This window comes from Runella sp. MFBS21 (assembly GCF_029433105.1).
GTDB lineage: Bacteria > Bacteroidota > Bacteroidia > Cytophagales > Spirosomataceae > Runella.
This window is the reverse complement of sequence record NZ_JARNTW010000015.1, coordinates 37,926-52,669: the sequence shown is the minus strand read 5'-3', so window position 1 is coordinate 52,669 and position 14,744 is coordinate 37,926. Positions and strand designations below refer to the sequence as shown.

General features: G+C 42.2%; 12 protein-coding genes. 9 read left to right on the top strand and 3 right to left on the bottom strand.

What is annotated here, in order from left to right:
• Positions 1-92: 92 nt before the first annotated feature.
• Both P1X15_RS23145 and P1X15_RS23140 read right to left on the bottom strand, forming a co-directional pair.
• Entirely contained in the window at positions 93-734 is a 642-nt protein-coding gene (locus tag P1X15_RS23145) for a response regulator transcription factor (RefSeq protein WP_277340519.1), read from the bottom strand.
• A gap of 93 nt (positions 735-827) precedes the next feature.
• Positions 828-2,729: a sensor histidine kinase gene (locus P1X15_RS23140; RefSeq protein ID WP_277340518.1), complete on the bottom strand. Its 1,902-nt coding sequence runs from the start codon at positions 2,727-2,729 to the stop codon at positions 828-830.
• A gap of 150 nt (positions 2,730-2,879) precedes the next feature.
• Between P1X15_RS23140 and P1X15_RS23135 the strand changes: the two genes are divergently transcribed.
• From P1X15_RS23135 to folB, 3 genes are all read left to right on the top strand, one after another.
• Positions 2,880-4,319 (top strand): M61 family metallopeptidase, encoded by a 1,440-nt coding sequence (locus P1X15_RS23135; protein ID WP_277340517.1) that lies wholly within the window; start codon positions 2,880-2,882, stop codon positions 4,317-4,319.
• Between the two features lie 81 nt (positions 4,320-4,400).
• Complete coding sequence (locus tag P1X15_RS23130) at positions 4,401-5,231, top strand: DivIVA domain-containing protein (protein WP_277340516.1); 831 nt, start codon at positions 4,401-4,403, stop codon at positions 5,229-5,231.
• Between the two features lie 12 nt (positions 5,232-5,243).
• On the top strand, positions 5,244-5,594 hold the full coding sequence (gene folB / locus P1X15_RS23125; RefSeq protein ID WP_277340515.1) for a dihydroneopterin aldolase: 351 nt from the start codon (positions 5,244-5,246) through the stop codon (positions 5,592-5,594).
• A 57-nt stretch (positions 5,595-5,651) separates the two neighbouring features.
• Here the strand turns inward: folB and P1X15_RS23120 are convergent, their stop codons facing one another.
• Positions 5,652-7,118 carry a Gfo/Idh/MocA family protein gene (locus P1X15_RS23120; protein WP_277340514.1) on the bottom strand — a complete coding sequence of 489 codons (1,467 nt, stop codon included), beginning with the start codon at positions 7,116-7,118 and terminating at the stop codon, positions 5,652-5,654.
• A 245-nt stretch (positions 7,119-7,363) separates the two neighbouring features.
• On the opposite strand from P1X15_RS23120, the gene P1X15_RS23115 reads away from it, so the two are divergent.
• The 6 genes from P1X15_RS23115 to P1X15_RS23090 all read left to right on the top strand — a co-directional run bounded on the left by P1X15_RS23115 (position 7,364) and on the right by P1X15_RS23090 (position 14,619).
• Entirely contained in the window at positions 7,364-8,068 is a 705-nt protein-coding gene (locus P1X15_RS23115; protein ID WP_277340513.1) for a M15 family metallopeptidase, read from the top strand.
• Between the two features lie 3 nt (positions 8,069-8,071).
• A complete protein-coding gene (locus P1X15_RS23110) occupies positions 8,072-9,514 on the top strand; it encodes a BamA/TamA family outer membrane protein (protein WP_277340512.1) in 1,443 nt (480 codons plus the stop codon).
• Positions 9,515-9,611: 97 nt separating this feature from the next.
• On the top strand, positions 9,612-10,217 hold the full coding sequence (locus P1X15_RS23105) for a hypothetical protein (RefSeq protein ID WP_277340511.1): 606 nt from the start codon (positions 9,612-9,614) through the stop codon (positions 10,215-10,217).
• Positions 10,218-10,355: 138 nt separating this feature from the next.
• The gene (locus P1X15_RS23100) at positions 10,356-11,696 is read left to right on the top strand and encodes an NAD(P)/FAD-dependent oxidoreductase (protein WP_277340510.1); all 1,341 of its coding nucleotides are present in this window, start codon (positions 10,356-10,358) and stop codon (positions 11,694-11,696) included.
• A gap of 806 nt (positions 11,697-12,502) precedes the next feature.
• Positions 12,503-13,405: a hypothetical protein gene (locus P1X15_RS23095; protein ID WP_277340509.1), complete on the top strand. Its 903-nt coding sequence runs from the start codon at positions 12,503-12,505 to the stop codon at positions 13,403-13,405.
• 155 nt (positions 13,406-13,560) lie between these two features.
• Entirely contained in the window at positions 13,561-14,619 is a 1,059-nt protein-coding gene (locus tag P1X15_RS23090; protein ID WP_277340508.1) for an SdrD B-like domain-containing protein, read from the top strand.
• The last annotated feature ends 125 nt before the right edge of the window (positions 14,620-14,744 follow it).

Below are 14,744 nucleotides of genomic sequence, written 5' to 3'. Positions count from 1 at the left end.
AATTCCTACAAACCACCCAAACCCACAATCGCACAGATATGTGAAATTGGCGCAAAAAACATAAAAAAGATGTGAAAATAGAGGACAAAGCTTTATAGCCAGTTGTTTTTAAGGGCTTTTGCTACTGCCTCTGATCGCGAATGCACTTGCAGCTTTTCGTAAATATTACGAATGTAAGTTCTGACAGTATCGGTAGAGATATGATGTTTTTCGCCAATCATTCGATACGATAATCCCTCTACTAAGCCACCCAATACCTCTTGTTCACGTTTGTTGAGGTCAATTTTATCAACTGGCTTTTTTTGATGAGTTTTGATAAATCCAAATACCTTTCTAGCAATAGAAGAAGACATGGGAGAGCCGCCCGCTACTACTTGGCGAATAGCATCGAGGATTTGTTCGGCAGAAGCGTTTTTTAGTAAATATCCCGACGCTCCTGCTAGGATGGCATCCATGATTTTGTCGTCACTTTCAAGCACCGTCAGAATGACGATGTGAGTATCTCGATAGCTAGCTTGGTTTTTGATGTAAGCGGTACAATCGAGGCCGCTCATGCCAGGCAAGTCAATATCCATCAGAATCACGTCTGGGAGGAGATGAGGGGAATTTTCGAAAAAACTTTTACCATCTTCATAAACCCCTATACAATTGACATCCGCCGAAAAATTCAATAAATGCCGTAATCCTTCGCGGAAGATTGCGTTATCTTCTACGATTGCTACATTGATAGCCATAGGTGAATGGTTGAATATTACCACAAAATTGATAGAATATTTTGGGCTTCACAATCGCACATATATGTGAAAATACGTTTTTTACCAGCATAATTATGGTAAAGGGCACATAAGTTTGATTTCGGTTCCAGCCAACGGTGCCGATACAATAGACAGATGTCCCTTGATTTCTTGTGCCCGTTTTTGCATATTTTTGAGACCATTTCCTTGCTTGACGGTCTCGGTATCAAATCCTTTTCCATTGTCTCTGATCAACATTTGAAGCTGTTTGTTAAGGTAAGATATGTGTACCGAAACATGCGTTGCTTCCGCGTATTTAGCGGTATTGTTGAGGGCTTCTTTGAAAATAAGGTAGATATTTTTACGCTGAGTCATGTCGGGGATTAGCGATTCGATGCTAGGATTTGTGATGAACTCAAAGGTAATGGATTGATTTTCAAGTAAAGGAATGGCAAAGTCTTTCATTCGTTGAACGACGGTAGTCATAGTGTCATTGTCAGGTTTGATAGACCAAACCATGTCGTTCATGGCGGTAACAGTACTGCGAGATGATTCTGCAATCATTTTTAAAATGGGCTGGATTTTTTGAGAATTGCTCCCATTTTCGTGCGTGGCAATTTCGCTATAAATAGCAATACTGCTCAGAGTAGCCCCCAATTCGTCATGAAAATCAGCGGCAATGTGGTTGCGAAGAGCGAGGGTTTCTTGCAAGCGCTGTAGCCGAGCGCGATTAAGAAGCCAAGCCGTAATGGCACTCGCCAGTAGAAGTACTAGTACACCGCCTGCTAGCCAAAACTTATTTTGAGCGAGCTGTTGCTCTTTGATTTGAGCATCTTGTTGTAATAGCTTGATTTGTTGTTCTTTTTTTTCACTTTCAAAACGGGCGTTCAATTCATTCATGTTAGCGAGCTGTTTTTCACTTAAAAGAGAATCATTGACTTGCTTAGCTACTTTTTGATTCAAGAAAGCACTTTTGAAATCACCCTTATCTACAAACATCTCAGTAAGAGCTTGATACAAATATCCCTGATATTCGAGAGAACCTATGTCTTCAAAAATTTTTAGCGCTTTTCGTAGATATTCTTCCGAAAGCCCAAATTGTTTTTGATGTTGATAATACTGCCCCATATTACCATAAATAGCCCCCAGCTGATGAGTCGTATGGATTTTCTTGCTTATTTGTTCAGCTTTTTTGAGAGCTTTAATATCTTCAGCTGGCTGATTGATAGCCCGATAGGCATTAGATTGATTGATTAAAATATCCGGTAATACTTGCATATAACCCACTTTTTCGGCGTATTGCTCAGCTTGTTTCAAGTAAACAAGCCCTTTTTTGGGGTCTCCTTTTTGATTAATGGTATTTCCGAGTCGGTTGGCCGAGATAGCCATTCCGCGATAATTTTGGTCTCGCGTCTTAATCTCTAAAGTTTTTTTGAGGTATTCAATGGCCAAATCAATCTTGCCTTGAAGCGCAAATACCGAAGCTGCTACATCATAAGGGGAGCCTGAGAGTTTAGGAAGATGATTGTTTTCGTAAATTTTGATAGATTTTAAAGAAAACTCCAATGCTTTTTCGTTGTTGCCAGAGAGCTGATTGATCATGGCAAAATTGGCCAAGGCATTTTGAAGGGTAGAGAGCGGCAATTGATACTTTTGAGCTATTTGTAAGTTTTTCTCGTATATTTTCAGGGCTTTAGGGTACATCCCTTGGATATATGCCGAGCGGCCCAGCGTATTGAGGCTGCCATACTCTCCAGCCTTAAAGTGAAGTTTAATCGCAAGATGTTGGCTTTGAGTGGCTAGAGAATCGGCCAAATTGTATTTTCCTTGCTCGACCAAAAGCCAACTGTAATCGTTGAGGGCTTTTACATAATTGGTATCTTTTGGTGCTGACTTTAGGTAGCTCGCTAACGAATCAGCACTCTGGGGAATTTGAGCGAATAGGTGTAGGCTATAAAAAGCGACTAAAAAGCAGTATAAAAGTATCTTTTTCATAAAGAATAGCTATCTGCTAAATTGTGATTTAAAGGAAACAAATCGTTAGAAAAAAGCCAATAGGGTACTATTCGTCGTATCTTTTTAGTATTTTTACTATTCATGTAATAGAAACCATCTACCGTTTTACCTGTTTTCCCCGCTCTTCATATGCAATATCGCCTGTTTAGTCAATCTCTCGAAAGCCGCTTTATTGAAATAGAATGTCACATAGAAAATATTGTTGAAGAGGTAGTTGAGATTCAGCTTCCGGCTTGGCGACCAGGTAGGTATGAGCTCCAACACTTTGCCAAAAATATTCAACAATTTGGAGTTTTTAATAAAAATAACGACCCACTTACTTTTCGGAAAATCACCAAAGATCGCTGGCGTGTAGAAACTGCTGGTGAAACTGAAATCAGTGTACGATACAATTATTATGCCAACGTTCAGAATGCAGGGAGTAGCTATGTTAGTCCTGAGTTTTGGTATATAAATCCCGTCAATTTGTGCGTGTATATGGAGGGGCGGTTAGCCGAACCATGTACGCTGACGCTGGATATTGCGGACGATTTTCGGATTGCTTGTGGTTTAAAAAAACAAGGTAAACAACTCCTTGCTAAAGATTACTATGAGTTGGTAGATAGTCCCTTGTTGGCTTCGGCCACCATCCAGTGCCAAGCCTATCAGGTGAAGGATACGATGTTTTATGTATGGATGCAGGGAAACATAAAGCCCAATTGGAATCAAATTTTAATAGATTTTGAGAAATTTACCAAATCTCAAATCGAAATGATGGGAAGCTTTCCCGAAGCTGAATATCACTTTTTAAATCTAATTTTACCCACGCCCTACTACCATGGGGTGGAGCATCGGCATTCGACGATGATTGTGCTTGGACCGGATGATGAAGGCGAAGGATTATATACCGATTTGTTGGGAGTAAGTTCTCATGAATTATTTCATGCTTGGAATATTATTCGTATTCGACCACAAGAATTACTGCCCTATGATTTTACCAAAGAAAATTATTTCAGTACTTGTTTTGTAGCAGAAGGAGTCACCACTTACTACGGGGATTTGTTTTTGAGGCGGTCGGGAGTATTTGATGACGCGGCCTATTGCCGTGAGTTACAGGTATATATGAAACGACATTTCGAAAATAGTCGTGATGCTGCACAATCGTTGACGGAGTCTTCGTGGGATTTGTGGCTAGATGGCTACGAAAAAGGTATACCAAAAAGAAAAGTATCTGTATATCATAAAGGAGCTTTGGTTGCGTTGATTTTAGACCTTACCATTCGAAAAATTCATCAACACCAGCGTTCGCTTGATGATGTAATGCGTCTATTGTGGCAGCGATTTGGCATACCTTTTGTGGGATATTCGCTCGAAGATTACCAGTCGATTGTAGAAGAAGTGGCTGGTCAATCATTAGAATGGTACTGGAATGATTGTATTTTAAGTAATTTGCCCCTCGAAAATCACCTCAATCATGCCTTAGCTTGGGTTGGACTTCAGATGATTACCTTTACTGACGGCACTGTGCATTTACAGGAGCTAGAAAATGAGAGGGCGATTTTGCAACGTAATAAGTGGTTAAATCCTTAAATTAACCAACAAAAACGAGCGTTTTAATTGATTTTTTATAACTTTAGCACCTAATTATCAGGTATATAACCAAATAAACAGATGAAAGTCACGCCGATTGAGATTCGCCAGCATACTTTTCAAAGGGTATTAAGAGGTTTTGATGTTGAGGAAGTTACGGCTTTTTTAACCTCTCTCTCTAACGAATGGGAGCGCGTCCTGAATGAAAATAAAATGCTTAAAATGCAATTGGAAATCGCGGAGAAAGAATTGGGTAAACTTCGAGAAGTGGAGCTTACGATGTTTCGGATGCTCAAAACAGCCGAAGACACCAGCGCCCAAATGACCGAGCAAGCCAAAGTAGCGGCGGAGGTGTATATCGAAGAAGCACGCCAAAAAAGTGAAGAGTTGGTAAATGAGGCTCGCAAAAAAGCGAATATGCTCATCATGGATGCCGAAAATCAATCCAAATATGTGCGCGAGGAAATTATTGGAGAGTTCAAAAACCATGAGCGAGACTTTAAAGCCATGGAAAAATACCGTGACAATCTCATCGTTCAGCTCAAAGCATTGGCCAACAATACGGTAGATAGTATCGAACGTTTTGAAAAGAAATTTTCTCAAACTACGGTAATAGAGAAATTTGAAGATTTAAAAAGCCAAGTAGAAGTATCTCTCAAAACGGGAGAAGAATCTCAAAAAGCTAGACTCGAATCGGAGCAAGTGGTAGAGGAAGTAGTAGCCGGAACAGCCGATGAATCAGCAGCACTCACAAGCAGTGAAGTAGGAGAGAGTGATACTCAAGCTGAGGCAATAGTAGCGGATGTGGAAGCCACTCCTGAGGCCGAAACCCCACCAAAAGAGGAAACGGTAGAGCAAGAAAAGAAAGATAAGAAAGGACAAGAAGAAGGCTCATTTTTCGACCAAATTTAACATTACTACCTTTTGGGAACCGTTGCGCTTGAAGGAATAGAGTTTTTCGCTTATCATGGAGTATCTGACGAAGAACAAAAAATAGGTAATAGATACACGATTGATGTAAACATCACTACCGATTTTACGGAAGCAGCTCGCTATGATCGTTTGGAAGGAACTGTAAACTACGCCATAGTGTACGAAATCGTGGCTAAGCAAATGCAAAAGTCAACTCGCCTGCTAGAGCATATTGCTCACCAAATTATTGAAGAATGCCGAAAAGTGTATCCTGAGATAGAGACCATAGAAGTAAGTGTCTCTAAACACAATCCACCGATTGGGGGTGTGTGTGCTAGGTCAAAAATTACCATCAAGGGGTAGTTACCAACAAAAAAGCTCGTTTCGCAGAAACGAGCTTTTTTGTTGGAGACAATGAATCTACACCAGTTTCCAACCATCGCGGTATTGGCGAGTGACAAACTGATTGGCATCGTCGAAGTTGGTAATCTTCATATTGGTACCATCCCACAAGAGCTTCTTGCGGCCATAGTAATCAAAGCCATTGCCTTGTTGTTTGCGAAGCATATAGCTACGAATTGCTAAGTTACCCATCAATACTGTTTCGGTAAGGGGGCCTGAGTAATCAAACGAAGAAGTCAAGGCTTTGTGCTTATCGCTACCAAAGCCTGCTTTACATGCTTCAGTCCAATAAATTTGGTGACCATACTCTGGTAAATTCACTGGAGCACCATATTTGCTATCCTTTGCCATTACTACTTTATCCCCATTTTTATAATAAATCTTAGGATTGTTGCCATACATATCGCAAGCGATGATTCCTTTGCTACCAATCATCAATACCCCATTGGCTCCGTTGCCATCGGTGCTGAGTGGTTCGTTGGCAGGAATCCAATCGGGGTGGAAAGGACGCAAGCCGCCATCCATCCAGATCATTTTCATCGGAGTTTTGTTTTTGGCAGTGGCCGGAAACTTAATTTCTACAGCTGCCGAAGGAGGGCATCCTTCTGGAATCCACTCAGGGTTCCAATCTTTCAAGAATACCGAACCGATACTACATTCTACTTCGGTGGGGTAGTTGAGACCCAACACCCGGAAAGGTGTATCGATAGTATGGCATCCGATGTCGCCTAATGCACCCGTTCCAAAATTCCACCATCCACGCCACTTAAAGGGGTGATAGCCTGGGTGATAGTCTACCCACTGAGCCGGGCCTACCCATTGCTCCCAGGCGATGCCTTCGGGCATATTAGGCTTACCGCTTGGTACCGGAATACCCTGTGGCCATACGGGGCGGTCGGTCCATATCTGAACAGTATGTATAGGGCCTACCAAACCTTTATTAAACCACTCCACCATTTGAAGCTGTGCGGGGTTTGATGCACCTTGGTTTCCCATTTGAGTCACTACTTTGTATTTACGAGCTGCTTCGGTGAGCATACGAGCTTCATAAATATTGTGTGTCAAAGGTTTTTGTACATATACGTGTTTTCCCAACTGCATGGCCGCCATTGCAATGATAGCATGGTTGTGGTCAGGAGTAGAAATAGTGAGAGCGTCTATATTTTTCGCTTCTTTAGAGAGCATCTCTCTCCAATCTTTGTATTTAGTGGCATTGGGAAACCTTTCGATTGATTTGGCTGCTCTGCTCAAATCAACATCACACAAGGCTACTACATTATTAGCACCGTTGTTGGAGGCATTGAAAATATCGCCTGTTCCTTTTCCACCTGCGCCTATTGCGGCTAGGTTGAGCTTATCAGAAGGTGCGGTATAGCCTTTCCCTATGACGTGGCGTGGTACAATGAAAAAACTACCTACGGCCATCGCACTTTTTTGCACAAAATCGCGTCGCGACACCGATAAGTTTTTGTGTTTGGGTTTCATTTTTCTCTAAAAGGTTTGAATGATACTAAAATTTTAGAACAGATGACTACAAAAGCATCGAATAGGGGCGTAGTTACCCTTGTCTAAAGCGGTTTTTTAAAAATATAGACAGAAAGTTATCTCTATTTTTGAGTTTTAACAGTTATAGATAGACATATCGAAAGCATTTAATAGAGAGAGCTAGGATTTTTTCCGGAGATTTATCCGTAATTTGTAACTTTTGAAGAATCCTAAAAAAATTATCAATGACATTGAAGAAAACGTTGACTTGTGTCAAAACAATCATTTTTGGAGGAGGAGTCTTACTTGCTTTGGCGAGTAATGGGCAAAAAAACAAGGTTTCGTTAGAAGAGAAGTTTATTGCGCATGGCTTGGTCGATATTCAGAAGTTAGACCCTAGTATTTTGGTTGAATTGAAATACTCTACTACCGACAATTTTATCAAAGAAGACGTCTATGGCGATTTGGAGCGGGCTTATCTTCAACCTATGGCGGCCGACAAACTCATCAAAGCAAATCAGTTTTTGAAACAAGAAAAGCCAAAATATACGCTTTTGGTATATGACGGAGCCCGCCCTCGGAGTGTTACAAAAATATTTTGGAACCGGATGAGCCATATGCCCCCCAATCGGCGCGAAGATTTTGTAGCCAATCCTACCAAAGGTTCCATTCATAATTTTGGCTGCGCGGTGGATTTGACCATCGCCGACGATAAAGGTCGCCCTCTCGACATGGGTACTATTTTTGATTTTTTTGGTGAATTGGCGGAGCCACGCCGGGAAGCTGCGATGCTTAAAGCTGGAAAACTTTCAGCTCAGCAACTCGAAAATCGGAAACTTCTTCGGAGGGTCATGCTGAAGGCGGGCTTCACCTCTATCCAAACAGAGTGGTGGCATTACAATGCTACCTCGCGCGAGAAAGCAAAAGCAAAATATGGGTTTATTGAGTAATATATGCTTCTAATTTCGCTCTTTCATGCTTTTTGGATGTCGGTTTGGGGTGGCACACCTGACACGACCCAGAAGGTTGTGGTCAGGCAGGTTCAAATTATTGGTAATTTTCGCACCAAAGAACGTATCATTCGTCGTGAAATGGATGTAAAAGGAGGTGATACACTTACCGTATTTCAATTGGACTCTCTGCTTGAATACGACCGCCGAAAAATCCTAAACACTAACTTGTTTCTTTCGGTAGAGCTTAAAAAGAAAGTAGTTGTCGATACCACTCAGCTACCTTTTTACACCGCAGATGCCAAATGGATGGGAGGGCTTACTATGGTAGATATAGAGGTGGTATTGAAAGAGCAGTGGTATTTGCTGGCTTTTCCGGTATTTGAGCTAGCTGACCGTAATTTCAATGAGTGGTGGTATGAACGAGGGCGTGATTTGAGCCGAACAATTTATGGCGTGTATGCCCTGCATCAAAACCTTACTGGCAACAACGACCGTCTACGCTTACGGGCTGAGTTTGGTTTTATACCTCGGTTGGATATTTATTATTCAATTCCTTATTTAGACAAAAAGCAGCGTACGGGTCTTACTATCGGTATCTTGAGAATCACCAATCGCTCTTTGGCTTATCGTACCAATCGAGACAAACTTTCTTTTTTGGGAAGCGACGAACGAACCCGTGAGCGGATAGTCCCTTACTTGACGCTTACGCACCGTCCGAAATTTTACGGATATCATTCTTTCTCTGCCCAATATTCCATGACAAACGTGGCTGATACCATTGCTCGCCTCAATCCCAATTATTTTTTGGGAGGTAAGAGTCGCCAACGGTATCTGCAACTCTCCTATTCCCATTTCTATGATCGCCGCGACCGAGGGCAGTATGCACTCAGAGGGTATATTTATGGATTTTATGTGAGCAAAATAGGTGTATTACCTTCCGAGGACGTTGATATATTGGAGGCTACTTTCAACTGGGGGCAATACATACCTTTGGCCAAAAAATTATATTTTAGTTATCTGACCGAACTTAAAGTAGCTACGCCTGCTCGGCAGCCTTTCTTACAAACCCGTGGTATGGGATATGGGGGGGATTTGGTACGTGGATATGAGCTATATGTGATTGATGGGCCTCATTATAGTTATCTCAAAACTAATCTTCGGTATCAGCTGCTTAATCGGACATTCAATTTAAGCAAATTTATCAAGCTACGACAATTCAATGCTTTACCTATCGCTATTTATCCCAATATCTACGCTGATGTAGGCTATGTCCGAAACCCTTATCCTGAACTTAACAATAGTCAGCTTGCCAATCGCCCATTGTTTGGGTTTGGGGTGGGAATGGACGTAGTGACGTGGTACAATTTTGTGGGACGTATCAATTATTCTTTCAATCATTTGGGCGAAGCAAGGCCGTATTTTGCCATAGGAAGGGAGTTTTAGGATATTCCAATTATCAAATTACTTCATTTTCAAACTATACTATCATCATAATTGACACAAAACTCCTAACTTCGCAAGAGTATCATTTTTTATAACTATGACTATATCATATACTAGATCAGTATTGGCGGTGATTTTTATAGCTTCGTCGAGCATTTTGTTGTTGTCGTGTGGGAAGAGTGCGGAGCAAACTACCGAACAGCAAAGCGTTAAAAAAGACAGCGTAATATCTAGTACTGAGCCTATTGTTAGTACAAATCACTCACAGTTGTTGACCACAATCATTGGACGTCAAGGAGGTGTTTTTCGTGGCTTTCAGCTAGGAGACCCTGTGAGTAAAATCAAGACAGAAGAGACATTCGAGCTTTTTGAAGATACCACAAACCACGTGGGCTTTACTTACGAAACCGAAAACTTTGAGGCGATAGATGTACTTTATTATTTGGATAAAAACAAAAATCTCAGTGGGGTAAAGCTTGATGTATATCTCAATGATAGCAATGCCGTGAAAAGTCTGCTTGAGCAATTTGATACTTACTTATCAGGCAAATACACCCCTGACAAAAAAGCTAATACTGACAAAACCCGCTCTTGGAAAGGAAGAGGGGGGATATTGGTAAGACTAGAAGACGTGAGCAAAGGTAAGGATTTTGGTTTACGGTTGAGTATAGGGCCTAAAGGGAATCCCGCAATGGCGATTTGAATGCTCTCCATTCATATAATTGGTTATTTTTGTGAAACTTGAACCTTCATGTAGTTATTTGGTAAGTGGCTAAAAGTCAGGTTATTTGAAGGTAAACTATTAACGTATAACAATTAATACCGCTTTAACCTGCTGTTTATGCGTATTGTTATTGTAGGAAACGGAATTGCAGGTATCACTGCCGCTCGGCACATCCGAAAGCAGAGCGACGCTGAAATTGTGGTTATTTCCAAAGAAACAGACCATTTCTTTTCTCGTACGGCGTTGATGTATGTCTATATGGGGCATCAGCAATACCATCACCTCAAGCCTTATGAGGATTGGTTTTGGGACAAAAACCGCATCAATCTTTATAGAGCCACGGTAGAAAATATTGATTTTCTCCAAAAGACAATAACTCTCTCCGCAGATAGCTATCAAGTGACCTATACGCCTTCACTGCTAGAGCGACTTACCAAGGTAGCCCCTAAACATACGAATAAACAGGCTATTGTTAGTAAGGTCTTAACCTACGATAAACTCATTTTGGCGACGGGCTCGGTGCCTCGTTGGGGTGATTGGGAGGGACAAAGCCTGAGTGGTGTGCAGGGATTATATAGTTATCAAGATTTGGAATTGCTCGAAAAAAATACTGCTGGTATCTCAAAAGCCGTGATTGTAGGGGGAGGTTTGATTGGGGTGGAACTTGCCGAAATGCTGCATACTCGTCATATTGAGGTTACTATGCTTGTCAGAGAAAAAAGCTATTGGAGTAGTGTGTTGCCCAAAGAGGAGTCTGACCTTGTGACAAAACATATTCAAAAACGAGGTATAGATTTACGCTTCAATACCGAACTCAAAGCAATCAGAGGTCAAAAGAGAGTAGAAAGAGTAGAGACAGTGCAAGGTGATAGTGTTGATTGTCAATTAGTTGGGCTAACTATTGGGGTAGCGCCCAATATCTCCTTTCTTTCTTCAAACTCCAATAATCTATACCTCAATAAGGGAATTGTGGTCAACAAATACCTTGAAACAAATCTTCCGGATGTATATGCCATAGGAGACTGTGTAGAGCATCAGCAACCGCTTGAGGGTCGTAAATCAATCGAACAAATTTGGTACACAGGCCGTATCATGGGCGAGACTGTCGCCCAAACTATCTGTGGTAAGCGTACAGCCTATCAACCAGGAGTATTTTTTAATTCTGCAAAATTTTTTGATTTAGAGTACCAAACTTATGGAGTGGTGCCGGCCTCTTTGCCTGAAGGTGTAAGTAGTTATTGTTGGCAACATCCTACCAAAGAAGTACTCCTTCGGATCAATTATGATTCAAAGAGCGGTGCCGTATTGGGCTTTAATGCTTTGGGTACTCGCCTTCGTCATGGGGTGTGTGAAGAATGGATTAAAGACAAAATAACGATTGAAAAGGTGTTAAATAATTTCCAACAGGCAAATTTTGATCCTGAGTTTTTTGAAAAATATAAACTTTCTCTTCACTGATTGCAGCCTTTGAAAAGGTACCCAGGCTTGCCCCAAATTATAGTTTGAGGCTAGAATGGATTAGCGTCTTCGACGCTTTTTTGTAGGGCACCGGAGACGTAATGCCCTAAAAGTCCCGAATGGCTAGCTCCAAATTATAGTTTGGGGCAACACTGGATTAACGTCTGCGACGTGCTAAAAAGCGTCTCATACGCAATGCCCTAACACTCCCGAATTACAGAGTAGTTTGCGGTATAAACCTTCCAAGTTTTGAAAACTTGGAAGGTCTTTCATGCTAGCCCCAAATTATAGTTTGGGGCAATACTGGATTAACGTCTGCGATGTTCTAAAAAAGCATCTCATACGCAATGCCCCAAAAGTCCCGCATTACATTTCTGGACTTATTCGGGTGGTTGTTTTTTTAAAACGACAGAGAAGCAGAGAGAACCACTTCGACAATCCCTAAAAACCCCTCTTCTGCAATGAGGGGGGCAGGGGAGAGGTTCCCATGCTAAACCTCTTCAATTTTATTTTTTTATCATTTTTATAAAAAAATATATGTCTAATATATAGGTTTTTGATTTGGTATATTATTGCTGGTATTATGGAATAAAAATAGAGAAATAATTCTTATCAAGGATATTGGTTTGATATAAAATATTGATTTTTAAATAGTTATAAAATTGGCAAAAAACGCTTCAATACTCTCTCTTGCCTTTATTTGTTCTTCTTTGGTACAGTTTTTGACTTCAAAAGTATATGGCTAATTTAGAAAACTATATGATTAAATCTTATAGCCATAGAAAATCCAATTAACTATACAACCGATGCCAAAGCGATCTATCTCCCACCTTCAGAAAGGCAGCCCTCATGGTGCTACCATCCTGCTAGGATGCCTTATTTTGCTGCTAAGCTCTTTTAGTTTGCATGCTCAGACCTCCCCTTCGGGGCAGCTACAACTGCTGACTCCCACCACCTTATCGGCCTGTAATACCGATACGATTTACCTGAACCTGACCAATCTGCAAGGTGCCAAAGGGGTGACTTATGCAGGTACGGCCAACATTGAAATCTCCATACCGGGAGGAGCTTTGTTGGAGTATATCAACAACTCCGTAAACTCTACGCCTGCAGGGGTGCAGCAGCAGAGCTACACCAACAAAAAACTGATAATCACCGTGCCCTTACCCGCTACGGGTGCAACTACGCGCCTAAAGTTTGTATTACGGCCCGATTGTAACGTGGGTAGTATCAGCGGTTTGCCTCGCTTAACGGGTAGCATCACCTATCCTACAGGTTTCCCCTTGGGCAGTGAAACGTTCAGCTCCTCGGCCATGAACATTGGTAAAAGCGTGATTGCTCATTCCTTGCTCAACCAAACTACCAATGGCAATCCGACACCCACGCTTTCGACCGCCTTTAGTATTGCAACCAATATTCTTAATACAGGTTATGGTTTTCAAAATGAATTGATCTATACCACTATTAACCATAAAGACTTGACTTTTACCAGTGCGGCAGTTCGTAATTCCAACGGTATCTCTGCCAATGGAACCGCGGTGGCAGTGACTCCCGTGAGTACCACCACCGTGAGTAATTATGTGTACCGTACCTATCGCTTGCAGGGGACGCAGCTAGGAGGTGACAAGCAGTTTACGCCCAATGAAACCATTCGGGTGGATGAAACGTTGACCTCACAGGAGCCGATACTACCACCAAAAACCGTCTGATTATACAGTATAAAATTGTATTCACGGCTTGTCCTACCGCGAGCGAAATCCCTTATACGCTACAAGGAACCAATTATTGCGGCACTCTTACACGAGCTATGGGCGTGGTGCCTTTGAATTTGGTCGGTACCGCAGGCACGCAAAACAACTACAGCTTGTCGTCAGTACTAATTCCTTTGCAAGTGTGTGCGGCTAAAAACGGTACTCAATCTGTCTATGACCAATTGTACATCAAAAACTTGGGAGGTTATGGTAGTGCCTCAGGAGCGAGTTCAGGTCAAGATTCGGTCACGTTGACTTTGGCAGTGGATCATACCTTATTGCAAGTGAGCAATGTGGTGTTTGCCGCTCCTTTTGCCAACCCTGTCGTGGGCACGGATCCGCAAGGCCACCCCACTTACCGCGTACTAATTCCAGCGGGTCTAGCCGTAGGCGATTCGTTGGCGGTTTCTATTAACTACACCATTACTCCCAAAGTAGACAATGTCTGTTTGAAAGACCAACAACCTGCTTTGTGTTTCTTTGGCTTGTTTAGCTCTCCTGTATTACTATCGTGTCCCGCCAAAAACATCAACTGTGGAGCCGTGACTCGTCACTTGAGAGGATCAGGTGTCAGCATCCGCGATTTGGTATGTTGTTATGGTTCAATCGGCGATTATGTATGGGTCGATACCAACAACGACGGTCAGCAAGGTAGCACTGCCGCTGAGCCACCGATTGTGGGTGCGAAGGTTTATTTATTAAATGCCTCAGGTGCCAAAATCGACAGTACTGTGACGGACGCGCAAGGCAAGTATTTGTTTGACAGTTTGTTGGCGGGTAGCTACCGCGTGCAGTTTACAGCGCCAGCGGGCAGCAAATCTACCACTGCCAATACAGGTGCCGATGTCTCCGACAGTGATGCAGGTAAAAATGGAATCACCCATTTGATTACCATTGATGTAAGCAAAGCAGAGAGTGATACGCTTCGCAACAACCCACAAATTGACGCTGGGTTTGTACCCTTTGGAAGCTTGGGCGACTATGTATGGTTCGACAATGGCGACAATGTACAAGGCAGTGGTGATACCCCAGCCTCAGGCGTGAAAGTGTATTTGTTGAATGCAGCAGGCACCAAGATTGACAGCACAGTGACCAATGCGCAAGGCAAGTACTTGTTTGACAGTTTGGTAGCAGGGACTTATTCGGTACAGTTTGTGGTACCAGCGGGTTAGAGTGTAGTTACTCCTAACACCGGCAGCGATGACGAAAAAGACAGCGATGCGGGTGTAGACGGTAAAACAGGCACTTACACAATAGACACGACCAAACCATTAGGTGACCCTGCACGTAACATCAC